This window comes from Mycobacterium sp. MAA66, assembly GCF_041261665.1.
In the GTDB taxonomy this organism is placed as follows: domain Bacteria; phylum Actinomycetota; class Actinomycetes; order Mycobacteriales; family Mycobacteriaceae; genus Mycobacterium.
Genome location: NZ_JBGCCC010000001.1, coordinates 372,945 through 398,750 on the forward strand (window position 1 = coordinate 372,945; position 25,806 = coordinate 398,750).

Here is a 25,806-nt window from a genome sequence, read left to right on the forward strand (position 1 = left end):
ATGTGGTGCTACCGACTGGTCGCGCCGTACACCTTTGAGCGAATGGACATTCCGGAGCCGGACCCCGACACCTTGCCGGACGGGCAGGTGTTGCTCAAGTTGGCCGCCGCCGGCATCTGCGGCAGTGACATACCCGGGTTCAAGGGCACCAAAGGCAAACTGCCCGGCGACACCGGACCGTGCGCGGCGGAGATGAACGGCTTCCCGATCCACGAGATCGCCGGAGTGGTGATGGCCAGCCGGCATCCGGACCATCGGGTGGGCGACCGGGTGGTCGGCTGGGCGTCGGGCTTCAACGGCCTGATGGACACCGTGGTGACCGACGGAAATGGCTTGGTCGCATACGATCCGACGCTGAGTCCGGAGCTGGCGGTGGGCCTGCAACCGCTGGCCTGCGTGATGTATGCCGTCGAACAACTGCCGGAGCTGACGGGCAAACGGGTTGCGGTGATCGGACTGGGCTCGATCGGACTGCTGTTCGCCTACCTGGCCAAAGTCGCTGGGGCAGTGCACGTCACCGGGGTCGACCCGGTCGACCGGTCGGCGATCGCCGGCGCGTTCGGCGTGGACACCGCTGTGCGCGCTACCAGCGACCGCTGGGTCAGCGCATTGGCTGCCGCCGACAAGGCCGACGTGGTGATCGAAGCGGTGGGGCATCAGGTCGCAACCCTGAACCATGCGCTGGACGCCGCGGCAGTCGGCGGTACCGTGTTCTACTTCGGTGTGCCCGACGACGACAGCTACCCGATGAGCATGCGTACCCTGCTGCGCAACAACCTGACGCTCAAAGCCGGTGTGACCCTGGACCGACGTCGAGTGCTGTTGGCGGCCAACGTGTTTGCCCGTCAGCACCCCGATCTGTTGCCGCGGTATCTGACCCACGTCTTCACCGTTGAGCGGACCCAGGACGCCTTCGAACTGGCAAGCCGGCCCGACCCGGCCCGCGTGAAGATCGCGATCACCGCATGAGCTCGCGGCTGCAGGACGCCTTGGCCGCGGGCGGTCCGATCTGGGGTGGCTGGGTGGTCGGTCCAACCATCACGGGCCCGGAAGAGTTCGCTGCCGCCGGGTATGACTACGTCGGTCTGGATCTGCAGCACGGGTATCTCGACGACGTCGATGCTGCGCGGATGTTGCGGCGGTTGGAACATGTGCCGATCGCCGCCGCGGTTCGGCTGCCTTCGGTGGATCAGGCAGCTATCGGGCGGGTGCTGGATGCCGGGGCCGACGCGGTCATCATCGCGATGGTGGAGTCCGCCGACCAGGCCGCCGCCGCGGTGGCGGCCACGCGGTATGCACCGCAGGGCGTTCGAAGCTTCGGTCCGCTGCGCGCTTCGCTGGGTCACGACATCGGTGCCCTGCAGGACCGGGTCAGTGTCTTCCCGATGATCGAGACCGTCAAGGGCGTCGCGGCGCTACCCGAAATCCTTGGGGTCCCGGGGGTTTCGGGGGTGTATGTCGGCCCCGCGGACCTGTCGGTGTCGATGGGACGTACGGTCGCCGAGGCCTGGCGCGATCCGGCCGTGCTCGACCAGATCGGCGGGATTGCCGCCGCGGTGAACGCAGCCGGCCTGGTCGCTGCGGTGCATGCCGGATCCGGGACGATCGGCAACACTGCGTCGGCCATGGGATTCCGGATGCTGACCCTGGCATCAGAGTCTGCGGCCCTGCGTCGGGGCGCAGCCGAACATCTCAGGGAGGCAACCGGTTCCGAGTCGACCGACGATCGAAACGGCGCCGGAGGTTACCGCTGAGATGACTGCACACACAGCGCTGGTGACCGGAGCCGCGGGAGGACAGGGCGCCGCCATCGTCGCGCGGCTGTGTCGTGACGGGTTTCAGGTCGCAGCGTGCGACGTGCGAACAGACGAATTGCCCACCGCCGACGGAGTACTCTCCCTTGCGCTCGACGTCACGTCGCAGGAGCACTGGCAGCACGCGGTGCGGCAGGTAGTGATGCATTTCGGTGGATTGACCACCCTGGTGAACAATGCCGGTGTGCTGCACCGGGCTTCGCTGAGCGAAGAGACCGCCGAGGGCTTCGAGGGCAGCTGGCGGGTGAACTGTCTGGGGCCGTTCCTCGGAATCCAGGCCTGCCTACCGCACCTCAGAGAGGCGCAGGGCGCCGCGATCGTCAACACCTGCAGCACCGGAGCCGTGCGCCCATTCCCGAACCATGCTGCCTACGGCTCGTCGAAATGGGCGCTGCGTGGCCTTACCCAGTCTGCAGCCGCCGAGCTGGCGGCATCGGGGATCAGGGTCAACGCAGTGTTCCCAGGTCCGGTGCAGACCCCCATGCTCGACGCCCCCACTCAGTCCCGGCTGGCTGAACGATCGATGATGGGCCGGTTGGGCAGGCCCACCGAGATCGCCGATGCGGTTGCATTTCTGGTGTCCGATCAGGCGTCCTTCATCACCGGGTCCGAGCTGGTGGTCGACGGCGGTCAGTGCCTGCAGATCGGATGAGCATCGGAGATCGGCTTGCCCCCGCGCTACGGCCACTGGCCGCGGCGCGGATCGACTTGTCCGCGGAAACTCTTGACCAGGTGCGTGATTCGCTGAACGAGCGCCGTCGTGCGGTTCCCGTCGACCTCACCGGGGTCGACGTGCTGGACACCGATGCCGACGGAGTGCCAGTGCGCATCTATCGATGTGGACAGGCGCCCGTGTCCGCGATCGTGTTCTGTCATTCGGGTGCATTCGTGTTGGGAAATTTGGACACAGATCACCGATGGTGCGTCGAGATGTCGAGAACCGTCGGCTGCGCGGTGATATCGGTCGACTACCGACTGGCGCCGGAACATCCGTATCCGGCGGCGGCCGTGGACGCGGCGTCGGCTCTTCGGTGGGCGGCGGACAATGCGGCCGAACTGGGGATCGACGCGGCGCGAATCGTGGTGGCCGGCAACAGCGCCGGCGGTGCACTGGCTGCCGGCCTGGCGCTGCGGTCGGCCGCCGGCGACCTGCCGCCGGTGGTGTTTCAGCTGCTGCATCAGCCGGTGCTCGATGACAGGTTGACTCCGGCGAAGCAGGAGTTCACCACGACGCCCGGTTTCGACGGTGCGGCCGTGGAACTGATGTGGCGGTACTACCGTGCCGGTACTGATCTGCCGGTCCGCGCTGTGCCTGGCCGCTGCGACGAATTATCTGGTTTGCCAACGACATTGATCACCTGTTCGGAACTCGATCCGTTGCGCGACGAGGCCGTCGACTACGCATTGCGGTTGATGTGGGCCGGGGTGGCAGTCGAGCTGCACGTGTACCCGGGCACCTGCCACGGATTCGACTCACTGCTGCCCGACTGGCAGACCAGCGCGGAACTGCGTGCACTGCAGGCATCGGCGCTGCGGCGAGCACTGCTGGCTGAAGAAGCGGTTCGGCCGAACTGCTAGCCGTCCACGTGAGGCAGTTCGGCGGTCACCTCGACCCGACCGGCGTCAAAGCTCACCTGGCCTTTGATCGGTAGTGATTCGGGCAGCGGGTCCTCATAGCTCCACGCCACGTCTTCGACGAGCGTGCCGTCGATTTCGGCTGACCAGTACGTCGCGTGGCCTTTGTAGTTGCAATAGCTGGTGGTCGACGACCGGCGCAACAGATCGGTGCGGACCTGGGCCGGCTTCACGTAAAGTCTTGCTGCCAGCGATGTTTCGAACACAATGATGGTGTCAGTGGTATCGACCAGTGTCACTGCGCCGACGACCGCGCGCAACCGTCGATTCGTGGGCCGGCAGTCGACGCGGTGGTAGGGGTTCGGCGGGTAGTGCACCAGTCGTCGTCCCTCCTCGGTCCAGAAGTCCACCGCGGCCCAGGGCACCCGCACGTATCCGGGTGCCTCGGCCACCGACTCGGTGGGCAGGTCCGCCGTCAGTTCGGCGGGGAAGGCATAGCTCAGCGGATGACCGGCGCGGTGCACCAGCAGCGCGCGTTCGGTGTCGATTATTGATACGTCGTCGCGAAATGCCTGGATACGCCGGGGATGTGGCTCGATGTAGACGACGTTGTCGGGAACTTCCGGGGTGAACCGACCGGCTCGGTCGCTACCGAAAGGGCCGCGGCCGGCTACCAGGCTCATGGTCGGTCCTCTCTGCTGCGGTCGAACTCAAGCTTTACAGATTTAATTAAAAATGTCACTCTGTCATCCGAGCCACGTCGCGCCGGTCGGTCCGTCCAGGAAGTGATTTGATGACTGCAAACAACTCTGACATCGATACCGCTGCGGTGTTCACCGAACGGCGTGGCATCGGGGTAAGGCATTCGGCTGCAGGGCTTTTGGAGTATGACCTGATCGTGGTCGGCCGCGATGCGCTCGACGTCGTGGGTGCAGCCGGTGGTTGGCTGTGTGACCGGGTCCGAGCCGGCTGGCGGGTGAGTGCGGTGCTCACCGACGGCGTCGATGACGCGCCGCTACAGGTGCTCGGCGTGCGCAGCGTGACCGCCGAAGCAGATCCGGTTGTTCTGGTGCGTTCGAATCCCGCGGCGCTGGCGGTGTCGGCTGAACTACTGGAGGCTGACCCGGTGCTACGGGCGGAGGTCCTGCGAGTGGCGGAGCCGGGGAACACGGAGTTCACGGTTTGGGGGCGGTGGCAGGTCGGTCGGATGTCACCGACCCGGCACGTACTCAGTGGTGCGGCCCGAGCGTTCAAGTTGCAGGCCCTGGCCATGGCGGGATATTCGCTGGGAACTTCCTGTAGTGCAACCGATTCCGTGGAGGAGTTCCATAGCTGCGCATTGTGGTACCCACCGGCGGGGCCGGATCTGATGCCTGTGGGCTGACGTTGCCCTCAAACAAGAACTCACGCCCTCCGATATGGAGAGCGTGAGTTCTGTCTGTGCTCGGTGCTTACCGGTGCCAGCCGCGGCGGCGCAGCCACCAGTCGCGACCGACCAGGACGAAGAGCAGGAGGGCAAAGCCGACCAGCCAGATGTTCTCGACCTTGCCGACGTGGTTGCCGTGCATCATCAGCAGCATGAACAGCCCGGACAGGACGCCGCCCAGCTGGATAACCGTGGGGTTCTCTTTGGACCAGCCCCAGTTGGCGGACGGGACGTCCTCGACATCGACGCCGGTGTGTCGTTCGACCTCGGTGGTGGCCACGGCTACTCCTCACGATTGAGCGAATTGCGGCCATTCTCGCATACGACGCTCGGTCGTAGTTCGACTGACCCGGGTTGGTTGGGTTGTTGATCGGATTCGCCGCCGAGCGCCGTTCCGTGCCGTCGGCCGGCCCGACAATTGACAATCCGAGGGCCACCGATGCGTTCGCTGAGCGGTTCAGGCGGCACAATGGACAGGTGAGTGAGCGGCTGCGTGTTCTGGTGCTCGGTAGTACCGGATCGATCGGTACCCAGGCGCTGGAGGTGATCGCGGCCAATCCCGACCGCTTCGAGGTCGTCGGTCTGGCGGCCGGCGGTGGTAATGCCGACCTGCTGGCCCAGCAGGCAGCGCAGACCGGAGTGCGCAACGTTGCAGTCGCCGATCGAGATGCCGCGGTGCCGGCCAACTATCGAGGCCCGGATGCGGCCACCCAGTTGGTCCAGGACACCGAGGCCGACGTGGTGCTCAACGCCCTGGTCGGTGCCCTCGGCCTCAAACCGACGCTGGCTGCGCTGGAGTCCGGCGCCCGGCTTGCTCTGGCCAACAAAGAATCGTTGGTCGCGGGCGGTCCGCTGGTACTCAAGGCGGCACAGCCCGGTCAGATCGTGCCGGTGGACTCCGAGCACTCCGCGTTGGCGCAGTGTCTGCGCGGCGGCTCCGCCGACGAGGTAGCCAGCCTGGTGCTGACCGCTTCGGGTGGACCGTTCCGGGGCTGGGCGGCCAAGGACCTGGAGGCCGTCACGCCGGAGCAGGCCGGCGCGCACCCGACCTGGTCGATGGGGCCGATGAACACCCTCAATTCGGCGTCGCTGGTCAACAAGGGCCTCGAACTCATCGAGACCCACCTGCTGTTCGGCATCGACTACGACCGCATCGAGGTGGTGGTGCACCCGCAATCGATCGTGCACTCCATGGTCACCTTCACCGACGGTTCTACGCTGGCGCAGGCCAGCCCGCCTGACATGAAGCTCCCCATCGCCCTGGCGCTGGGCTGGCCGGCGCGGGTGCCCGGGGCCGCCCTGGCCTGCGACTGGACCACGGCGTCGACCTGGACATTCGAGCCTTTGGACGACGACGTGTTCCCAGCGGTGCGACTGGCCCGCGAGGCCGGCACCAGGGGCGGATGCCTGACCGCGGTGTACAACGCCGCCAACGAAGAGGCCGCCGAAGCCTTCCTGGCCGGCCGGATCGGCTTCCCGGCGATTGTGCGCGCCGTGGCGGACGTGTTGAGCGCTGCAGATCAATGGGCTGCCGAACCCGCTACCGTGGAAGACGTACTCGATGCGCAGGACTGGGCCCGAGACCGGGCTCGGCGCGCCATCCATGAGGAGGTAGTGCCCGCCCGATGATGTTCGTGATCGGTATCGCGCTGTTCGCGTTGGCCATTCTGGTATCGGTGGCCCTGCACGAATGCGGTCACATGTGGGTGGCACGAGCCACCGGCATGAAGGTCCGGCGCTACTTCGTCGGCTTTGGCCCGACACTGTGGTCGACTCATCGACCCAACCGGCTCGGGTCCACCGAATACGGCCTCAAAGCCGTGCCGCTCGGTGGGTTCTGTGACATTGCCGGGATGACCACGGTCGACGAGATCGACCCGGCCGACGAGCCGTACGCCATGTACCGGCAGAAGGTGTGGAAGCGGGTCGCGGTGCTGTTCGCCGGTCCGGCGATGAACTTCATCATCGGCCTGGTGCTGATCTACGGCATCGCGGTGGTGTGGGGGCTGCCCAACCTGCACCCGCCGACTACCGCAATCGTCGGCCAAACCGGTTGCGTCGCAGCGGAAACCGCCAAGGGGCAATTCGGCAAGTGTGAGGGTTCGGGACCGGCGGCACTGGCCGGTATCAAGTCCGGCGATGTCATCGTCAAGGTCGGTGACACCGGCGTCGGCAGCTTCACCGACATGGCCAAGGCGATCCAGAAACTGCACGGACCGGCCACTGTGGTCTACGAGCGGGACGGTCAGAAGTATTCGACGGTCGTCGATGTGACGCAGACCCAGCGGTTCGCCGGCAAGGACGCCACCGCGGCGACCACGGTCGGCGCCATCGGTGTCAGTGCTGCTGAACCACCCGCACCCACGCAGTACAACCCACTGACCGCGGTGCCCGCGACCTTCTCGTTCACCGGCGACCTCGCCGTCGAACTCGGCAAGTCGATCGCCAAGATTCCCACGAAGGTCGGTGCTTTGGTGCATTCGCTGAGCGGCGGTCCGCGCGATCCGGAGACTCCGATCAGCGTGGTGGGCGCCAGCATCATCGGTGGTGACACCGTCGACCATGGCGTGTGGGTGATGTTCTGGTTCTTCCTGGCTCAGCTGAACTTCGTGCTCGGCGCGGTCAACCTGCTGCCGCTGCTGCCGTTCGACGGCGGCCACATCGCCGTTGCGGTATTCGAGAAGGTGCGCAACATGATTCGCGCCGTCCGCGGGAAGACGGCCGCCGCGCCGATCAACTATCTCAAGCTGATGCCCGCCACGTACGTGGTGCTGGTCGTCATGGGCGGCTACATGCTGCTGACCGTCAGCGCTGATCTCATCAACCCGATCCGCATCTTCCAGTAGGAGACAACAGCCATGACGTCCATCGGCCTCGGAATGCCGGCACCGCCTCCGGCCACGCTGGCCCCGCGCCGCCAGACCCGCCAGTTGATGGTGCGCGACGTCGGCGTCGGCAGCGACTATCCGATCGCAGTGCAGTCGATGTGCACCACCAAGACCCACGACGTCAACTCGACGCTGCAGCAGATCGCCGAGCTGACCGCCGCGGGTTGCGACATCGTGCGGGTCGCCTGTCCTCGTCAGGAGGACGCCGACGCGCTCGCCGAGATCGCCAGGCACAGCCAGATCCCGGTCATCGCCGACATCCACTTCCAGCCCAAATACATCTTTGCGGCCATCGACGCGGGGTGTGCCGCGGTGCGCGTCAACCCCGGGAACATCAAGGAGTTCGACGGCCGGGTCAAGGAGGTGGCCAAGGCCGCGGGCGACGCCGGCACCCCGATCCGGATCGGTGTCAATGCCGGATCGCTGGATCCCCGGCTGCTCAAGAAGTACGGCAAGGCCACGCCCGAGGCGCTGGTCGAGTCGGCGCTCTGGGAGGCCGGCCTGTTCGAGGAGCACGGCTTCGGCAACATCAAGATCAGCGTCAAGCACAACGACCCCGTGATCATGGTCGAGGCCTACCGCCAGCTGGCCGCGCAGTGTGACTACCCGCTGCATCTGGGCGTGACCGAGGCCGGGCCTGCGTTCCAGGGCACCATCAAATCTGCGGTCGCCTTCGGTGCCTTGCTGTCCGAGGGCATCGGCGACACCATTCGAGTCTCGCTGTCGGCACCGCCGGTCGAGGAGATCAAGGTCGGCTCGCAGATCCTGGAGTCGCTGAACCTGCGGCCGCGTGGTCTGGAGATCGTGTCCTGCCCGTCGTGCGGGCGGGCTCAGGTGGACGTGTACAAACTTGCCAACGCGGTGTCGGCGGGTCTGGACGGCCTCGACGTTCCGCTGCGTGTTGCGGTGATGGGCTGCGTGGTCAACGGACCGGGTGAGGCCCGCGAGGCGGACTTGGGCGTCGCGTCCGGAAATGGCAAGGGGCAGATATTCGTTCGCGGCGAAGTGATCAAGACCGTGCCCGAGTCGCAGATCGTCGAGACGCTGATCGAGGAAGCGATGCGAATCGCCGAAGAACTAGGCCAGGACAGTGCGAGCGGTTCGCCGGTTGTCACCGTAAGCTGATCACTGCCCTGTGACGACGGTCACCCGTGCGTTCGGTTTCATACAAGGTCACGCAGAAGGTTCGATGTCCGCACCACCGTTGTTCCGCATCGCCGACGAGCGGCGGGTATCGGTGGTTCGCGACCTCGCCGACGTGCGGCAGGTCTTCGACGAAGATCCCGTGGGAACGTGCATGGTGGCCGCGCGGATCGGGGACCACGGACTGGACCCGGCCGCGATCGGTGGGGAACTGTGGACCCGCAATCGCTCGGTTGATTCGTTGTGCTTTGCCGGTGCCAACCTGATTCCGATTCGGGGCGACGCCGCCGACCTGACCGCCTTCGCGGAGAAGGCGATGAGTGTGCCGCGGCGGTGTTCGTCACTGGTGGGCCGGGCCGAGTTGGTACTGCCGATGTGGGAGCAACTGGAGCCGGTGTGGGGACTGGCCCGCGAGGTGCGGGACTGCCAGCCGCTGCTGACGCTGACCGCGCCGCCGCAATGCCCTGTCGACCCTCTTGTGCGTCCGGTGCGGATGGAAGAGCTGGACACTTATCTGGTGGCGGCCGTCGAGATGTTCATCGGGGAGGTGGGCATCGACCCGCGACTCGGTGACGGCGGTCGGGGCTACCGCCGCCGGGTGGCCGGTCTGATCGCGGCCGGGCGCGCCTGGGCACGGTTCGAGGGCGGCGAAGTGGTCTTCAAGGCCGAGATCGGCTCGCAAACCCCGTCCGTCGGCCAGATCCAGGGCGTGTGGGTACACCCCGACTGGCGCGGGCGGGGTCTGGGTGCCGCGGGTACCGCGACGCTGGCCTCGGCGATCCTGCGCAGCGGACGCACGGCCAGCCTGTACGTCAACGATTTCAACATCGCCGCCCGGGCCGCCTACCACCGGATCGGTTTCAGTCAGTTGGGTACGTACGCAACGATTTTGCTCGACTGATCATCACTCCCGCGCTGCGTTGTCCGCCGCTGCGCGATTCTCACAACAAAGTCACGGTTCGGTTTCGGTGTGCCTACGTGCCTATGGCCGGTCACACTTCTAACATCAGCCCCAATGGCAACGTACAGATCATCCGTTTCACTGTTGGTGGTTGCGGCGGTGGCAGGTGGCATGACGGCCTGCACCCCACGGCCCGACGGTCCCGCGCCCACCGCGGAGGCATTTTTTGCGGCGCTGGGCAAGGGCGACACCGGGGCGGCCGCCGACCTGTCCGATCGCCCCAACGACGCCCGCACCGCGCTGAACCAGGCATGGTCGGGACTGCAGGCCACCAAGCTGGACGCGCAGGTTCTCGGATCCAAGTACACCCAGGACACCGGCAGCGTGAACTACCGGTACACCTGGCACCTGCCCAAGGATCGCACCTGGACCTACACCGGTCAGCTCAACATGATCCGGCAGGACGGACACTGGCAAGTCCGCTGGAGCACAACGGATCTGCATCCCAACCTGGGTGAGCATCAGAGCGTCCAACTGCGTGCCGACGCGCCGAACCGGGCCTCGGTCAACGAAATCGGCGGATCCGACGTCTTGGTGCCGGGTTACCTGTATCACTACGCGCTGGACGCCCAGACCGCCGCCGGTGAACTGATGCACACCGCCCAGGCGGTTGCCGATGCACTGCGGCCTCTCGATGATTCCGTTGACGCCCAGCGGCTGGCCGAGCAGGCCAGTTCGTCGACCAAGCCGCTGGATCTCATCACGTTGCGTAAGGCCGACAACGACCGGATCTCCGCGATCATCGGACGCATGCCCGGCGTGATCATCACCCCGCAGCCGGAGATGACTGCGACCGACGACCGGTTCGCCCCGGCCATCGTCAACGAGGTCAAGAAGCAGGTGTCCGACCAGCTCCTGGGTCAGCCCGGTTGGCGGGTGGTCAGCATGAACCAGAACGGAGCGGACCTCGATGTGCTCTACGAGGTATCCGGTAAGCCGGCCCCGTCGGTCACCATCAGCCTGGACCGCAACGTGCAGAACGCGGCTCAGGATGCGGTGAACATGGTCGGCCGGAAGGCGATGATCGTCGCGATCAAGCCGTCCACCGGTGAGATCCTGGCCGTCGCGCAGAACGCAGCCGCCGATGCTGACGGTCCGACTGCGACCATGGGCCTGTACCCGCCGGGTTCGACGTTCAAGATGGTCACCGCCGGCGCGGCGATCGAGAGCGACATGGCCACCCCGAATACCTTGCTGGGCTGCCCGGGAACCATCGATATCGGTCACCGCACCATTCCGAACTACGACAAGTTCGATCTCGGTGTGGTGCCGATGGCCAAGGCCTTCGCGAATTCGTGCAACACCACGTTCGCCGAGCTGGCCAGCCGGATGACCCCGCGGGCCCTGACCACTGCGGCCGCGCAGTACGGCATCGGCGCCGACTATCAGGTCGCAGGTCTGGACACGGTCACCGGTGAGGTACCGCCGACGGTGAACCTGACTGAGCGCACCGAGGACGGGTTCGGCCAGGGCAAGGTGCTGGTCAGCCCCTTTGGAATGGCGCTGGCAGCCGCCACCGTCGCGGCCGGGAAGACCCCGGTGCCGCAACTGATCGAGGGTCGTCCGACGTCGGTCACGGGCAGCGGCACCGCGATCACGGACAAGATGATCGATGGCCTCCGGCCGATGATGCAGCTGGTGGTGACCAACGGCACGGCCAAGGATCTGCGCGGCAGTGGTGACGTCCGGGGAAAGACCGGTGAGGCCGAGTTCCCCGGTGGGTCGCACGCTTGGTTTGCGGGCTATCGCGGTGATTTGGCGTTCGCCGCCCTGATCGTCGCCGGCGGCGGGTCGGAGACCGCGGTGCGGATGTGCCGGGACATGTTCAAGGGACTACCCCCCGACTACCTCACCTGACCGAACCTCACTTGACCAGGGTCGCTCCGCTCCTGCCCACCGAACCTCACCCGAACCGCAGTACCCTGACCGGATGATGACCAACGGCGACGAAACCGCGATCCTGCGGGTATCCGATGCCGATCGCAGTGGGACGTTGCGGCGACTGCACAACGCGGTTGCCCTCGGACTGATCGACATCGAGGAGTTCTCCGAACGGTCCGCCCTGGTCGCCCAGGCTCGGCTGCACGCCGACCTTACGGTGCTGGTCGGAGACCTGCCGGGGCCGGGCGCGATCGTCACCGCCGCCACCGACCGGGTTGAATTGCGCGGGGTCATGGGATCGCTCAAACGGCAGGGAGAATGGGTGGTCCCCACCCGGCTGTCGCTGGTGCGACGGGTCGGCTCGATCGATCTGGACCTGACCCGGGCCCGGTTCGCCGGATCCATGGTCGTGATCGAACTGGACCTGAAGTTCAGCTCACTGGAACTGCGCCTGCCCGCCAGCGCCAGCGCCTCGATCGACGACGTCGAGGTGGCGGTCGGCAGCGCCCGCGATCACCGCAAGGAAGCACCCAGTGAAGGCAATCCACACGTCATCCTGACCGGCCGGGTCACCTTCGGATCGATCGACATCCGCGGGCCGCGCCGCGGTTGGTTCCGCCGCGGCGAACGCGGTTAGGCTGTTCGGATGCCTGTTCGTAGTGCGCTCGCACCCGGCGAGCTGTCCCCGACGCTTCCGGTGCCCAAGTCGATCCCGCGTCCGGAGTATGCCTGGCAGCCGACGGTCCGCGAGGGTTCTGAACCGTGGCTGCAGACCTCCGAGGTGATCGAGAAGATGCGGGTGGCCGGCCAGATCGCGGCGGCCGCACTGGCCGAGGCCGGGAAGGCCGTCGCCCCCGGTGTCACCACCGACCACCTGGACCGGGTGGCGCATGAGTACATGCTGGACCACGGTGCCTATCCATCGACCTTGGGCTACAAGGGATTTCCGAAGTCGTGCTGCACCTCGCTCAACGAGATCATCTGCCACGGCATCCCGGACTCGACAGTCATCGAGGACGGCGACATCGTCAACATCGACGTCACGGCCTACAAAGACGGCGTGCACGGCGACACCAACGCCACCTTCCTGGCCGGCGATGTCTCCGAGGAACACCGGTTGCTGGTCGAGCGCACTTACGAGGCCACCATGCGCGCCATCAAGGCGGTCAAGCCCGGCCGTCAGCTCTCGGTGGTCGGTAGGGTCATCGAGGCTTACGCAAACCGATTCGGCTACAACGTGGTTCGCGATTTCACCGGGCACGGCATCGGTGAGACCTTCCACAACGGATTGATCGTGCTGCACTACGACCAACCGGCCGTGGAGACCGTCCTGGAGGTCGGCATGACCTTCACCATCGAGCCGATGATCAACCTGGGCTCCCTGGACTACGAGATCTGGGATGACGACTGGACCGTCGCCACCGTGGACAAGAAATGGACGGCGCAGTTCGAGCACACCCTCGTGGTGACCGACGACGGCGCCGAGATCCTGACCCTGGCGTGACGGTCCCTTCGCGAGCAGGCATAAATGTCCGCGACACGCCGGGAATTCGGGGGCATTTGCGTCTGCTCGCGGGAAAAGGGTGAGGGGCGCGCTGCTGGTTGCCGGCACCACCTCGGACGCCGGTAAGTCCATGGTGGTGGCCGGACTGTGCCGGCTGTTGGCGCGCAGGGGAGTTCGGGTCGCGCCGTTCAAGGCGCAGAACATGTCGAACAATTCGGCCGTCACCATCGAGGGCGGCGAGATCGGGCGCGCGCAGGCCATGCAGGCCCGCGCCGCCGGCCTGGCGCCCAGTGTGCGCTTCAACCCGATCCTGCTCAAACCGGGCGGTGACCGGACCTCGCAATTGGTGGTGCGCGGTGTGGTCGCCGGTACCGTGACGGCGGGGGACTACTTCACCCGCCGGACCCAGTTGGCACAGGTTGTCGCCGACGAATTGGCTTCGCTGCGAAGCGAATTCGATGTGGTCATCTGTGAAGGGGCCGGTTCGCCGGCGGAGATCAACCTGAGGGCCACCGACGTGGCCAACATGGGATTGGCCCGGGCCGCCGACATCCCGGTGATCGTGGTCGGCGACATCGACCGCGGTGGACTGCTGGCCCACCTGTTCGGCACGGTCGCGGTACTCGATCCCGATGACCAGCGGCTCATCGCGGGCTTTCTCGTCAACAAATTTCGGGGCGATCCCGCATTGCTGGCCCCGGGTCTGGCGCAACTGGAGCAGCTGACCGGCCGGCCCACCTACGGGGTGATCCCGTACTGCGACGAACTGTGGTTGGACGCCGAAGACTCGCTGACCGTCGGCGCCCGTGGGCTAGTCGGGCGGGCGTTGGCGCCGCTGGGCGCACAGACACTGACGGTCGCGGTGGTGCGGCTGCCACGCATCTCGAACTCCACCGATGTGGAAGCGCTGGCCTGCGAGCCCGGCGTGCTGGTGCGCTGGGTGGACTCGGCGGCAGAGCTGGCAGGGGCGGACGTGGTGGTACTGCCGGGCAGTAAGGCCACGGTCGCGGACCTGGCCTGGCTACGAGAGCGCGGGCTGGCCGACGCCGTGGTGGCGCATGCCGAGTCCGGTCGCGCGGTGCTGGGTGTGTGCGGCGGGTTTCAGATGCTGTGCGCGACGATCGATGACCCCGTGGAGTCCGGTGCCGGTGCGGTTCCGGGCCTGGGGTTGCTGGCTGCGGACATCGCGTTCGACCGGGACAAGACCCTCAAGCACTGGGATAAACCCCTGTACGGCTACGAGATTCACCACGGACGCGTGACTCGCAGCGATGAGTCGGACTGGCTGGGAGTCGGGATCCGCCGTGCCAATGTGTTCGGCACCCACTGGCACGGACTGCTCGACAACGACCCGGTGCGCAGGCGCTGGCTTCGCGAGGTGGCCGACGCCGCCGGTCGCTGCGGGTTCGTGGTGGCCGGCGATGTGAACGTGGCGCGGCTGCGTGATGCCCAGCTCGACGTGATGGCCGATCTGCTGGCTGCGCACGTGGATATCGACGCAGTGCTCGGCCTGCTGAACGGTGCGGCCCGACTGCCGGTGATCGCCAGCGAATTGCGCGGGCGGTCGTTACCGTAGGGCCATGCCCTCCACCATCGCGACCGGCGACGGTTTCGACGCGGTCGTCGAGGTGGACGGTCCGGAGAACGCGACAGTCGTGGTGGTGCTCGGGGCAGCTCAGCAGGGACCGGCGGCCTACGACGCGATCTGTCGTCGGCTGCACACCGCGGCGTTGCGCACGGTGGTGATTGCGGCGGACCCCCGGCTGAGCCCCAAATCGGTGGTGGCCGTGCTCGACACGCTCGGGGTGCGCTGGGCCATTCTGGTCGGCGACCGCAAGGGGGCCGAGCTGGCCTGGGAACTTGCGGCCACCCGCCTGGACCGGTTCACCGGCCTGGTGGTCATCGATCGCGGTCATCCGGAGGACTGCCCGCCGGTGGAGATCAACACCACAGTGCTGGTCACCACCTCCGCCGCTCGATCGGCGGCCCAGTCCAGTCAGCGCTACGTCTACGGAGAGCTGCGGGTGGTCGAGATGACCGCACGGCGCAGTGCCGAGGAGGCAACTGCTCAGGTGGCAGCGGAGATCGTGATGCGCAGCAGCACCTGGTGACCAAGTCCTAGGCCTCGACGGCGTCGATCTGCTTGATGGGGCCGGTGAACCAGTGCTTCACCGAGACGTGCCAGTAGATGTAGAGCAGCAACAGCACACCGCCGACCAACAGTGGCGTGTAGTTGACGAACTTCCATTCGAAACTCGGATCCCACGGTGCCCCGCCCAACGACGTCGGGAACATCGCGATGACTGAGGTGATGGCGATCTCGGCCAGTGCCACCGGCGCCATCCATTTGTGGTGTCCGTGCAGATTCCAACTGCCCGTTTCGAATTCGTCACCCGCGCGCCAGCGGTAGTAGATCGGTATCGCGAAGCACAGGTACACCCCGACGACCCCGATCGACACCACGGCGTAGAACGCCACCGGTGTAGGAGTGCCGTTGACGTCGACCTTGACCAGGGCAGGCAGGGTCAGCGCCGCGGCGACCACGGCGGTGACGGTGACGCTGTGCGTCGGAACCCTGTTCTTGCCGACCTCTGACCAGAATTTGTGCCCAGGTACCGCGCGGTCGCGACTGAACGCGAACAACATTCGTGAGGCACTGGTCTGACATGCGGTGGTGCAGAAGAACTGACCAGCGGTGGAGATGAACAACACCAGCACGATGAGGTTGTTGTGTTTGAGGGCCTGGCTGACGATTTCGGCGACGGGTGTCGATGCGGCGGACACCTTGTCGGGGTCTTGCACAGCAAACAGGAAGGCCAACAACAGAATCCAGCCACCGATGGCCGAATAGAAGATCGACCGCCACATGCCGTTGGCAGCGGCGTTGGCTGCGCCCTTGGTTTCTTCGGACAGGTGCGCCGACGCGTCGTAACCGGTGATGGTGTACTGCGTCAGGATCACAGAGATCGGCAGCACGAAGAACAACCAGCCGAAGCCCGAGGTGGCACCGCTGAACATACCGCTGTTGTTGATGGTCTTGGCGAAGACATCGGAGAAACTCGCGTGGTGGGTGGGCACGAAGAGCAGGATTCCGATCACCGCCGCCGCGCCGAAAACGTGCCACCACACCGAGATGTTGTTGATGATGGCCAGCAGATGGCTGGAGAAGATGTTGATCACTGCCGAGATGGCCAGGATGATCAGGAAGATGACGAATGTGCGAGTCAGGCTGTAGCCGCTGAGCCAGTCGGCGCTCAGGGTACCCAGGGTGAGGTCGAGGAACGTCGCACACCCGTATGCCACCGAGGCCAAGATGGCGACCAGACCGATGAGGTTGAGCCAACCGGCGTAGAAGCCGGCTTTGACGCCGCCGAGTTTGGATGCCCACCAATAGAGTCCGCCTGAGGTGGGGAAGGCAGAGACCAGTTCGGACATACAGAGTCCGATGACGAGGATGAACACCGACACGATCGGCCAACCCCAGGCAATGGCGGCCGGACCTCCGTTGTTCCAACCCAGGCCGAACGAGGTGAAGCACCCGGACAGAATCGAGATCATGGAGAACGAGATGGCGAAGTTGCTGAAACCTGACCAAGATCGCTGTAGTTCCTGGCTGTAACCGAGCTTGGCGAGGAGTTGTTCGTCCTCGGTAAGCGCTTCGTGACCCTCTGGCATGGGGCTCTCCTTCTGCGTGGCCCGATTTGGTAGCACAATAGGGCGCCGCGGGGGCCCGCGCAGGACAAACGGGTTGACAGCTCTCCGCCGATCATCGACGCTGGATGCAGATATTGCAGTCCGCGCGCATCTGGTGGCATGAGTTATGTTGCGTCACTTATCAATACGATTACAACTGCGGCGGCTACCGAATTCGGCAGGCCCACCGGCGCAGGGGCACGTCAGGCGTGCCGTTGGCGTGGACGCCCGAGGGATGGCCGCCTGGGGGCGGACGAGCGCTGGGGGGCCGGCGCGCAGCGAGTGGCCGACATCGAGGCGTCGACCGGTTGTTTTCGATAGGTTCAGCCGATGAGGTTGCCCACGTGCCTCGGGTGCCTGTCGATCGGCCTGGTCCTGACCGGATGTGCCGCGGCGATACCGGGAACCCCGACCGCTCCGGCCGGCGTCACCTCCATCGAGGCGTTCCCGCCTCCGCCCGGCCCGGACGAAGTGCCCCCCGACATGTACGACCAGTTGCGTGCCCGCGGCGTCGAAGGGACGGACGAGAAACTCACCGCCGAACTCGTTCAGGCGTGTACGTTCCTGACGCTCGGCGCCGGAACACGATCGCATGACGAGGTCGCGCATCTGCTGACCGAGTCGCCGAGCACGCTGTCGCTGCGGGATGCGAAAGTCATTGTTCTGGCGGCGGCTACCTACATCTGCGCGAGGTGAAGCGCCCTACGCGTGCGCAGCGGCGCGGTGCTTGCCACCACCACTGGACTTGACCGCTTCGTGCTTGGGCGTGCTGGGGGCCTTGTCGGAGTCGCTTGTTTGGGCTTTGGGCGTCGAGTCGGTCTCCTTGGCTGCGGCGCCAGCCGACTTGTCGGACGACGTCTTGGCGGATGGCTTGGGTTTGGACGGTGAATCCTTTTGTTTGTCAGCAGAATTCGGGTCTGATTTGGTGTCGGTGGCGGCAGGCTTTTTCGACGCGGGCGTGGCAATCGTGTTCGCCGTCGCCGCGAGTGCCTTCACCTTGGGGACGGAGGTGATCGAGTTGTCGGCCGCGGCGGGCGTGATCGACAGGGACTTGGCCCCGGCCGCGGCCGCCCCTGCCGCGGGGAGCGCGACGCTGCCCAGCGGATTGCCCTTACCGCTCCAACCGAGAGCCTTGGCGATCAGTTGCGACAGCCTCGTCAGGGCGGCCAATGGCCCGACCCGTTGACCCGGGATGTTCAGCGTGATCGGAACCAGGATCTGGGCGGTGACGCCCATGGCGAGTGAATTGAAGATCGATCCGCCGATGCCGTCTTGGGTGCTGCCGGTGCTGAACAATCCACCGAGGTTCAGCTGGAGCGAATTGACCGACACGCCGGAGAGCAAGATGCCCGACCTGTTGACCAACGGTGCCAGCGCGCTGAGATTGACGTTCGCCCCGTTGAGGAACGCGCCGACCATGTTGGCAGGAATGTTCACGAGGTCCTGCACGGCTGCCCCGAGGTTCGGGGTCGGGCCGGTGAGGTGGGAGACGAAGCTCTGCAGGCTCTGACCGAGTGCCACCGCCGGACTCAACGCCGGGCCGAGGAGGCCGATCAGCACGCCGCTCAGCGGTGAAGCCGCGAACGACATGATGTTCTTGACCGCGCTTATGGCCTGCGGGTTCAGTTTCAGGAACGTGGGCAGCGTGAGCAGGGCCAAGTTGTGCAAGGTATCGATCGACCCCGCCAGGGCATCGGTCCGCGTCGCCGAGTCCGCCCCGACCACGACGCTGGTGTCGATCGCGGTCTGCACGTCGTGTCCGATCTGGCCCAGTACCGAGCCGATGGTGCCCGGGTTCCGCAAGATTTCGCCGAGGTACTTGGACTGATTGACCAGGATCTGCTGCAGTGCAACTGCCGGCGCCTGGAAGAAGACATCGCCGATCTTGGTTGCGTTGGCCTGCGCGGTCTCGAAAGCGCTGATCCACGGAGCGAGCGGGTCAAAGCCCGCGGCGAACGCAACAGCGGACGACCGTAGTTCGGGCAGTGACGGGTGGTAGATGTCCGGTAGCGGCGGCGCCACCGGGCTGAGCGCGATCACCGCGGCGCCTGCCACCCCGACGCTGGTGGTAAGTAGTGGACGAACCGTTGACCCCATCATTTGCCCCCCAATTTGCTACAGATGGTGAAATTTTTCGCCTCAAATCGATACCGACATCGTTATTGCATGTCAAGACAATTATTTATGGCGTGTCGACGTCCAACTATGGCGATTCGAAGCTGTAGATAGTTTGCTGCAAGTGATCTGGGGGTGGTGTCCGAGGATGGTTGGGCAAACCTGGCGAGCTCGTGCTCGCCGGTGTCTGTCGATCTGGGCCGGTTAGCGACAGTCGCGATTTCGGTAGGAATCCTGCAGGCGATGACACGCGTTCGGCGATGTCGAATTGGTAGCTGCGGCGCGCTGAATGCGCGACGGGTGACAACGCTGGGTGTCAATGTGGCGAACGGGGTCGCGCAGCTCGTCGGGGCGCCGGCGCGACGATCTGTGTGAGCTGAGCCGCATTGCGGGTCGAGCGCCCTCCGGGTCTCCTGTGTGACTCATGTCACATCGGAGTTGTGCTGGATGCGTTCGGCGCCGCGATCGCACCGATCAGAGCAGTCCCAGGAGGGCATTTTCGATGACCTCCGGCAGTGCCGGGTGGATCCAGTACTGGCCGCGTGCGACCTCTTGCGCGGTCTGGCCAAATGACATGGCCTGGATCAACGGCTGGATGAGCGACGACGCCTGATAACCCATGATGTGGGCACCCAGTAACCGTCCGGTACCGCGCTCGGCGATCAGTTTGGCCACCCCGGTGGTGTCCTCCATGGCCCATCCGTAGGCGGTGTCACCGTAAGCCTGTAGCTTGACCACTACGTCCAAACCCGTTGCGCGGGCTTCGGTTTCGTTCATCCCGACCATGGCCACCTGCGGGTCGGTGAACACCGCGGCCGGCACGAACCGGTGATCGCTGGCCACCAGATCGCCGTCCCAGTCCCGTAGCAGGTTCTCCTTGACGGTCCGCGCCTCGTGGTTGGCCACATGCTTGAGCTGATGCGGCGAAGAGACGTCGCCCAATGCGAAAATCCCACGCGCCGTAGTGCGTTGGTATTCGTCGACGACGACGTAACCGTCGTCATCGAGCTCGACACCAGCGTGCTCGACGTCCAGCAGATCACCGTTGGGCATCCGGCCGGTGGCCACCAACAACGCGTCGGCGACAAGAGTCTGGCCGTCATCGAGGGACAGTACGACGTGTTCGCCATCCTGACGGGCGCCGGTGATGTTCTCCCCGGTGCGGATCGTCCATTTCTTCGATACCACGGTGCCGAAGCGGTGGCAGATCTCCTCATCGCAACGTCGCAGCAGCCGGTCGCCGCGCAGGACGATGGTCACCCGCACGCCCAACGCCGAGAACACATGCGCGAACTCCACGGAGATGAACCCGCCGCCGACGATCACCAGGTGCTCGGGCAACCGAGGTATCCGCATGATGTCGTCGCTGGTGTAGTACTTGACCGCGGCGTCGGCGATGGCGGAAGGGATCCGGCTGCGCGAACCGGCCGCGATCACCACCTGATCTGCGCTGAATTCGTCACCTGCGTCGGTGCGTAGCGTGTAGCGACCGTCGGGCAGTTTCGGCCCGAACCGGGTGTGGCTGGCGTACACCGTGACGTTGGCCATGCTGCGGCGGTACTCCTCGCCGCCGGCGGCGATCGGATCGATCCGGCCGAATACGCGATCCACGATATCGGGCCAGCGCACCTCGTCGATATGGGCATCGATCCCGTAAGTGGCACTGTGTCTTATGGTTTGGGCGACCTCGGCGGCGTACACAAACATCTTGGTGGGGATGCATCCGACATTCAGGCAGGTGCCGCCGAAGGTGCCCTCCTCGCAGATCGCCACCTTCTTGTCGGCGTAACGATCATCGAGAACACTGTTGCCCGAACCGGTTCCGATGATGGCCAGGTCGTAGTGCTCCATGCGGGGCTGTCCTATCTGAATTGTGTTGTGGTCGAATGAGATTCGAGATATCCATCGAGCCACAGGTCGAGTGCGTCGAACGCCGCGGCCCGTGGCTGCGGCAGTGACAGGAATACGTCGTGCTTGGCGTCCACAATAGGCACGACGGTGCCGCGGTTGCCCACGCAACCCGCCCACCTGGCGATCTGTGCGACGTCGAGCACCGCGTCGCCGCACTGCATCTCGGCCGGTTCCTCGGCGACGGTGTGATCCGAACGCAGGATCAGGCTGGAAACACCGACGTCGAGCCCGCGGTGCAGCGCGGCCTGCCCGCGCCGAATGGCGTTGATCCAGCCGATGGTGACCGGGAAGCCACCGAGGGGCTTCCAGTCCAAGTTGTAGTCGAAGTCGCCGCCGTACTCGCGGTGCAGGCTGGTGCCGTATCCGCCCTCGGTCGGTTGGCGGATCACTGAGAACTTGCTCACCTTGGCCAACGTCATCAGCAGTACCGACACCGGTGCGCTGCGCAGCAGGGCCGGTCCGCGGAGGTCGAAAAACGGGCTGTTGAGGATCAGCCCGCTGACCCGCCCGTGCGCAGTTCCGCGACGCAGCCGGTCGGCGAACAGCGTGGTGATCAACCCTCCGGCCGAATGCCCGTACAGGCACACTTGCGCGTCACCGGTATCCGCGGCGATCAACCGCAGGGCCGCCAGCAGTTCGGCGTCGTAGGAGGCCAGGTGGGTGGTGAAGTGCGGGGTCTGACCGGGACGTCGGGAGCGGCCGCATTTATGCAGGTCGATCGCATAGAACGCGAACCCTCGGGCGGCAAAACGGTCCGCGATCTCGGTCTGGAAGAAGTAGTCTGTATAGCCGTGCACGGCCAGCACCGCATGACTGCTGGACACTGGATCGCCGCGGCGGATCACGGTGGCGAACAGGTCGCCCTCGCCGTCGGGATCCGGCCCCAACGCGATGGTTCGTTGCCAGTAGCCGGCCAGTACATCCGGCTGCCATCCCGACGGCCCTTGCGGCACCCGCGACGTCACGGCTTCACCCTAGCGGCGCGTGAGCGATTGCACTGAAGACGCGCGTTCACCACAAAACTCGATCGCGATAACCTGAGCACCAACATCCGTCAATACCGGCGGGTAACCCGACCACGAAGGACGAGCGATTCAGGTGTCTAAGGAAAACGGAGCTGGGATCGAGAAAACCGACGTCGTCCTCGTAGGTGCGGGAATCATGAGCGCCACCCTCGGCGCGCTGCTCCGGTTGCTGGAGCCGGACTGGGACATCACGCTGATCGAGCGTCTCGACGGTGCAGCGGCGGAGAGCAGCGACCCGTGGAACAACGCGGGCACCGGGCACTCGGCGCTGTGCGAGCTGAACTACACACCGCAGAACGCGGACGGCTCGATCGACATCGCCAAGGCCGTCAACGTCAACGAGCAGTTCCAGGTGACCCGCCAGTTCTGGTCGTACGCGGTGGAGAACGGGGTGCTGACGGACGTCAAGGGCTTCCTCAATCCCATTCCGCACGTCAGCTTCGTGCACGGCGCCGGCAGCACCGATTACCTGCGCAAGCGCCGCGAGGCGCTGGTGGCCAACCCATTGTTCTCGACCATGGAGTACATCGACGACAAGGACGAGTTCGCCCGGCGTCTGCCTTTCATGGCCGCGCAGCGGGACTTCTCGGACCCGGTGGCGCTGAACTGGACCCAGAACGGTACCGACGTGGACTTCGGTTCGCTGTCCCGCCAGCTCATCGGTTACTCGGCCCAGCGCGGTATGACCACCATGTTCGGGCATGAGGTGGTCAACCTGAGCAAGCAGTCCGACGGCAGTTGGACGCTCAAGGTGGTCAATCGGCGCACCGGTGACAAGCACAAGATCAATGCCAAGTTCGTGTTCCTCGGCGCCGGTGGCGGCGCACTGCATCTGCTGCAGAAGGCAGGCATCCCGGAGGCCAAGGGCTTCGGCGGGTTCCCGGTCGGCGGTGCGTTCCTGCGCACCGACAATCAGGTGCTGGCAGACGGGCACCAGGCCAAGGTGTACGGCCAGGCGTCGGTCGGCGCCCCGCCGATGTCGGTGCCGCACTTGGACACTCGCGTCATCAACGGCCGGTCGTGGCTGTTGTTCGGCCCGTTCGCGGGTTGGTCGCCGAAGTTCCTGAAGCAGGGCTCGATCACCGATCTGCCACTGTCGGTCAAGCCCAACAACCTGGCCTCGATGCTCGGCGTCGGTGTCACCGAGTTGGGTCTGGTCAAGTACCTGCTCAGCCAATTGGCCCTGAGCGAAGGCGACCGCGTCGATGCATTGCGCGAATTCGCGCCCAGCGCAGTCGATTCCGACTGGGAACTGGACATCGCCGGCCAGCGCGTGCAGGTGATCCGCCGTAAGGGCATCGGCGGTGTACTGGAGTTCGGCACCACGGTGCTCACCGCGCAGGACGGCAAGATCGCCGGTCTGCTCGGCGCCTCGCCGGGCGCGTCCACCGCGGTGCCGGCCATGATCGAGGTGCTGGAGCGCTGCTTCGCCGACCGCTACCAGGCCTGGCAGCCCAAGCTCAAGGAAATGGTGCCGTCGTTGGGCACCAAGCTTTCCGGTGAGCCCAAGCTCTACAAGCAGGTCTGGGACTGGGGCACCAAGGCGCTCAAGCTCGATCAGCCGGCATGACGCGGATCCTCGCGTGACCGTCGCACCGCGGCGTAGCTGGGCCAAAGACCTCGACGCCGCGACACTGTACGAACTGCTCAAGCTGCGGGTCGAGGTGTTCGTGGTGGAGCAGGCCACTCCCTACCCGGAGTTGGACGGCCGCGACCTGTTGGCCGAAACCCGGCACTTCTGGCTGGAAGGTCCTGACGGGCAAGTGGTTTCGACGCTGCGGTTGATGGAAGAACACTCCGGTGGTGAGAAGGCGTTCCGGATCGGTCGGGTGTGCACCAAACGCAGCGAGCGTGGGCATGGGCACACCACCAGGCTGATGCAGGCGGCGCTGGCCGAGGTCGGCGACTACCCGTGCCACATCAACGCCCAGATCTATCTCGAGGAGATGTACGCCCGGCACGGATTCGTCCGCGATGGCGACGAGTTCTTGGATGACGGCATTCCACATGTGCCGATGGTTCGGCATGGAGGACATACGTGAGCTATCCGTTCAGCGCCCTGGTCGGGCAGGACCGCCTGCGGCTGGCGTTGGTGCTGTGCGCGGTGCGACCCGATATCGGCGGCGTGCTGATCCGCGGCGAGAAGGGCACCGCGAAGTCGACTGCGGTACGCGGACTCACCGAGATCCTGGCGCTGGTCGACGCCGACGCGAAGTTGGTCGAGCTGCCGATCGGCGCCACCGAGGACCGGGTGATCGGATCGATCGATCTGCAGAAGGTGCTGCGCGACGGCGAACACGCCTTCTCACCGGGCTTGTTGGCGCGGGCGCACGGCGGGGTGCTGTACGTCGACGAGGTCAACCTGCTGCATGACCACCTCGTCGATGTTTTGCTCGATGCCGCGGCGATGGGCCGGGTGCACATCGAACGCGACGGCGTATCGCATTCGCACGAGGCCCGTTTCATGTTGGTGGGCACCATGAACCCCGAAGAGGGGGAGCTGCGTCCGCAGCTGCTCGACCGGTTCGGGCTGACCGTCGACGTGTACGCCTCGCGCGAGATCGATGTGCGGGTCGAGGTGATCCGTCGTCGCATGGCTTATGAGGCGGACCCGTCCGGGTTCGCCGCGGGGTACGCCGGGGCGGGCACCGAGTTGGCCCGGCAGATCGCGGCCGCCCGGGCCCGACTGGACTCGGTAGTGTTGCCGGACAAGGAATTACGACGCATCGCCGCACTGTGCGCCGCGTTCGACGTGGACGGCATGCGGGCCGACTTGGTGGTGGCCCGTACGGCTGTGGCGCATGCCGCGTGGCGCGGTGCCGGTGAAGTTACGGAAGAGGACATTCGGGTGGCCGCCGAACTGGCGCTGCCGCACCGTCGTCGACGCGATCCGTTCGATGATCCGGGGCTCGACCCGCAACAACTCGATGATGCGATGGCCCAGGCCGAGCACGAATCCGACCCAGATCCTGAACCCGAGCCCGATCCGCCGGGCGGTGGTATGTCGGATGGTGACGGGCAATCTCCGGCCCAACAGGCCGGGCCGTCCGCCTCGCGGCCGAGCGCACCACCGTCGGCGACGTTCAGGGCCCGGGCGCTCGTGGTGCCCGGCGTGGGGAAGGGAGCGCCGGGTCGGCGTTCGCGGGCCCGCAATCGCACCGGTACCCCGATCTCGGCCACCGATGACGCTCTGACCGGTCACGGTGTGCACGTCTTCGGGACGCTGCTGGCAGCAGCGGACCGTAACCCCCGAGCCGGCCGATTGAAGGTGGCGCCCGGCGACGTCCGCCACGCGATTCGCGAAGGGCGCGAAGGCAATCTGGTGATCTTCGTCGTCGACGCCTCGGGGTCGATGGCGGCGCGGGACCGGATGTCGGCGGTCAGCGGCGCGACGCTGTCACTGCTCCGGGACGCTTACCAACGCCGGGACAAGGTCGCCGTCATCACATTCCGCGGGGCGGACGCCCAGCTGCTGTTGCCGCCGACCTCGTCGGTGCATATCGCGAGCCGGCGGCTGGCCCGATTCGACACCGGAGGCAAAACTCCACTGGCGCAAGGACTCTTGGCCGCACGGGATGTGGTGCTGCGGGAGAAGGCTCGTGATCGCGCGCGTCGGCCCCTGGTGGTGGTGCTCACCGACGGCCGCGCCACCGGTGGGCCTGATCCCTTGGGCCGGGCCCGCACGGCAGCGGCGATGCTGGTCGCCGAGGGCGCTGCCGCCGTGGTGGTGGACTGCGAAACCGGTTATGTACGACTGGGATTGGCTGGGCAACTGGCCGGCCAGCTCGGTGCCCAGGCAGTGCAGTTGGCGCAGCTGCGCGCCGACAATCTGACCCGCCTGGTGCGCAGCACCGAAGCCGCAGCGTAGAG

24 protein-coding genes are annotated in these 25,806 nt (G+C 65.8%); 18 read left to right on the forward strand and 6 right to left on the reverse strand.

All coding sequences use genetic code 11. The features are described 5' to 3' along the window. Genes ABIA30_RS01835 through ABIA30_RS01850 form a run of 4 tightly spaced genes read left to right on the forward strand, consistent with a single transcriptional unit; the run spans position 1 to position 3,392 of the window. Positions 1–969 carry a zinc-binding dehydrogenase gene (locus ABIA30_RS01835; protein WP_370061540.1) on the forward strand — a complete coding sequence of 323 codons (969 nt, stop codon included), beginning with the start codon at positions 1–3 and terminating at the stop codon, positions 967–969. Beyond that, the gene (locus ABIA30_RS01840) at positions 966–1,754 is read left to right on the forward strand and encodes an HpcH/HpaI aldolase/citrate lyase family protein (RefSeq protein WP_370061541.1); all 789 of its coding nucleotides are present in this window, start codon (positions 966–968) and stop codon (positions 1,752–1,754) included. Before ABIA30_RS01835 ends, ABIA30_RS01840 begins: the two co-directional genes overlap by 4 nt. 1 nt (position 1,755) lies before the next feature. Beyond that, on the forward strand, positions 1,756–2,466 hold the full coding sequence (locus ABIA30_RS01845; protein WP_370061543.1) for an SDR family NAD(P)-dependent oxidoreductase: 711 nt from the start codon (positions 1,756–1,758) through the stop codon (positions 2,464–2,466). Continuing rightward, entirely contained in the window at positions 2,463–3,392 is a 930-nt protein-coding gene (locus ABIA30_RS01850) for an alpha/beta hydrolase (protein ID WP_370061545.1), read from the forward strand. The genes ABIA30_RS01845 and ABIA30_RS01850 overlap by 4 nt, the downstream gene beginning before the upstream one ends. Here the strand turns inward: ABIA30_RS01850 and ABIA30_RS01855 are convergent. Next, positions 3,389–4,072: a DUF427 domain-containing protein gene (locus tag ABIA30_RS01855; RefSeq protein ID WP_370061547.1), complete on the reverse strand. Its 684-nt coding sequence runs from the start codon at positions 4,070–4,072 to the stop codon at positions 3,389–3,391. The genes ABIA30_RS01850 and ABIA30_RS01855 overlap by 4 nt on opposite strands. Before the next feature lie 110 nt (positions 4,073–4,182). Here ABIA30_RS01855 and ABIA30_RS01860 point away from each other — a divergent pair, with 110 nt between their 5' ends. After that, the gene (locus ABIA30_RS01860; RefSeq protein ID WP_370061549.1) at positions 4,183–4,773 is read left to right on the forward strand and encodes a hypothetical protein; all 591 of its coding nucleotides are present in this window, start codon (positions 4,183–4,185) and stop codon (positions 4,771–4,773) included. Positions 4,774–4,840: 67 nt separating this feature from the next. Here ABIA30_RS01860 and ABIA30_RS01865 read toward each other — a convergent pair whose 3' ends face one another. Further along, positions 4,841–5,095, reverse strand: a complete 255-nt coding sequence (locus tag ABIA30_RS01865; protein WP_370061550.1) for a DUF2631 domain-containing protein — start codon at positions 5,093–5,095, stop codon at positions 4,841–4,843. Between the two features lie 197 nt (positions 5,096–5,292). Between ABIA30_RS01865 and dxr the strand changes: the two genes are divergently transcribed. The 9 genes from dxr (at position 5,293) to ABIA30_RS01910 (ending at position 15,303) form a co-directional block, all read left to right on the forward strand. Then, complete coding sequence (gene dxr / locus ABIA30_RS01870; RefSeq protein ID WP_370061552.1) at positions 5,293–6,444, forward strand: 1-deoxy-D-xylulose-5-phosphate reductoisomerase; 1,152 nt, start codon at positions 5,293–5,295, stop codon at positions 6,442–6,444. Beyond that, positions 6,441–7,661: an RIP metalloprotease gene (locus ABIA30_RS01875; RefSeq protein WP_370061554.1), complete on the forward strand. Its 1,221-nt coding sequence runs from the start codon at positions 6,441–6,443 to the stop codon at positions 7,659–7,661. The genes dxr and ABIA30_RS01875 overlap by 4 nt, the downstream gene beginning before the upstream one ends. A gap of 12 nt (positions 7,662–7,673) precedes the next feature. Continuing rightward, positions 7,674–8,828, forward strand: a complete 1,155-nt coding sequence (gene ispG / locus ABIA30_RS01880; protein ID WP_370061556.1) for a flavodoxin-dependent (E)-4-hydroxy-3-methylbut-2-enyl-diphosphate synthase — start codon at positions 7,674–7,676, stop codon at positions 8,826–8,828. A 64-nt stretch (positions 8,829–8,892) separates the two neighbouring features. After that, positions 8,893–9,747: a GNAT family N-acetyltransferase gene (locus ABIA30_RS01885; RefSeq protein ID WP_370061558.1), complete on the forward strand. Its 855-nt coding sequence runs from the start codon at positions 8,893–8,895 to the stop codon at positions 9,745–9,747. A 114-nt stretch (positions 9,748–9,861) separates the two neighbouring features. Continuing rightward, positions 9,862–11,664: a penicillin-binding transpeptidase domain-containing protein gene (locus tag ABIA30_RS01890; protein ID WP_370061560.1), complete on the forward strand. Its 1,803-nt coding sequence runs from the start codon at positions 9,862–9,864 to the stop codon at positions 11,662–11,664. 73 nt (positions 11,665–11,737) lie between these two features. Beyond that, positions 11,738–12,325 carry a DUF1707 domain-containing protein gene (locus tag ABIA30_RS01895; protein ID WP_370061562.1) on the forward strand — a complete coding sequence of 196 codons (588 nt, stop codon included), beginning with the start codon at positions 11,738–11,740 and terminating at the stop codon, positions 12,323–12,325. Positions 12,326–12,334: 9 nt separating this feature from the next. Next, a complete protein-coding gene (gene map / locus ABIA30_RS01900; RefSeq protein ID WP_370061564.1) occupies positions 12,335–13,192 on the forward strand; it encodes a type I methionyl aminopeptidase in 858 nt (285 codons plus the stop codon). A 79-nt stretch (positions 13,193–13,271) separates the two neighbouring features. Beyond that, on the forward strand, positions 13,272–14,768 hold the full coding sequence (locus ABIA30_RS01905) for a cobyric acid synthase (protein ID WP_370061566.1): 1,497 nt from the start codon (positions 13,272–13,274) through the stop codon (positions 14,766–14,768). 4 nt (positions 14,769–14,772) lie between these two features. Further along, positions 14,773–15,303 carry an alpha/beta fold hydrolase gene (locus tag ABIA30_RS01910; protein WP_370061568.1) on the forward strand — a complete coding sequence of 177 codons (531 nt, stop codon included), beginning with the start codon at positions 14,773–14,775 and terminating at the stop codon, positions 15,301–15,303. A 7-nt stretch (positions 15,304–15,310) separates the two neighbouring features. Here the strand turns inward: ABIA30_RS01910 and ABIA30_RS01915 are convergent, their stop codons facing one another. Beyond that, entirely contained in the window at positions 15,311–16,867 is a 1,557-nt protein-coding gene (locus ABIA30_RS01915) for an amino acid permease (RefSeq protein ID WP_370061570.1), read from the reverse strand. A 348-nt stretch (positions 16,868–17,215) separates the two neighbouring features. Here ABIA30_RS01915 and ABIA30_RS01920 point away from each other — a divergent pair, with 348 nt between their 5' ends. Continuing rightward, entirely contained in the window at positions 17,216–17,581 is a 366-nt protein-coding gene (locus ABIA30_RS01920) for a DUF732 domain-containing protein (RefSeq protein ID WP_370061572.1), read from the forward strand. 6 nt (positions 17,582–17,587) lie between these two features. Here the strand turns inward: ABIA30_RS01920 and gjpA are convergent, their stop codons facing one another. The 3 genes from gjpA to ABIA30_RS01935 all read right to left on the reverse strand — a co-directional run bounded on the left by gjpA (position 17,588) and on the right by ABIA30_RS01935 (position 21,876). Continuing rightward, entirely contained in the window at positions 17,588–18,982 is a 1,395-nt protein-coding gene (gene gjpA / locus ABIA30_RS01925; protein ID WP_370061574.1) for an outer membrane porin GjpA, read from the reverse strand. A gap of 492 nt (positions 18,983–19,474) precedes the next feature. Further along, entirely contained in the window at positions 19,475–20,851 is a 1,377-nt protein-coding gene (gene mtr / locus ABIA30_RS01930) for a mycothione reductase (RefSeq protein WP_370061576.1), read from the reverse strand. A gap of 11 nt (positions 20,852–20,862) precedes the next feature. Then, a complete protein-coding gene (locus tag ABIA30_RS01935; protein WP_370061578.1) occupies positions 20,863–21,876 on the reverse strand; it encodes an alpha/beta hydrolase in 1,014 nt (337 codons plus the stop codon). Between the two features lie 196 nt (positions 21,877–22,072). Between ABIA30_RS01935 and mqo the strand changes: the two genes are divergently transcribed. From mqo to ABIA30_RS01950, 3 genes are read left to right on the forward strand one after another with little or no spacing between them, the layout of a single operon-like run. Then, positions 22,073–23,506, forward strand: coding sequence for a malate dehydrogenase (quinone) (gene mqo / locus ABIA30_RS01940; protein WP_370061580.1), 1,434 nt, complete (start codon positions 22,073–22,075; stop codon positions 23,504–23,506). A 13-nt stretch (positions 23,507–23,519) separates the two neighbouring features. Further along, entirely contained in the window at positions 23,520–23,978 is a 459-nt protein-coding gene (locus ABIA30_RS01945) for a GNAT family N-acetyltransferase (protein ID WP_370061582.1), read from the forward strand. Then, the gene (locus ABIA30_RS01950) at positions 23,975–25,804 is read left to right on the forward strand and encodes a magnesium chelatase subunit D family protein (protein WP_370061584.1); all 1,830 of its coding nucleotides are present in this window, start codon (positions 23,975–23,977) and stop codon (positions 25,802–25,804) included. The genes ABIA30_RS01945 and ABIA30_RS01950 overlap by 4 nt, the downstream gene beginning before the upstream one ends. Positions 25,805–25,806: the final 2 nt, after the last annotated feature.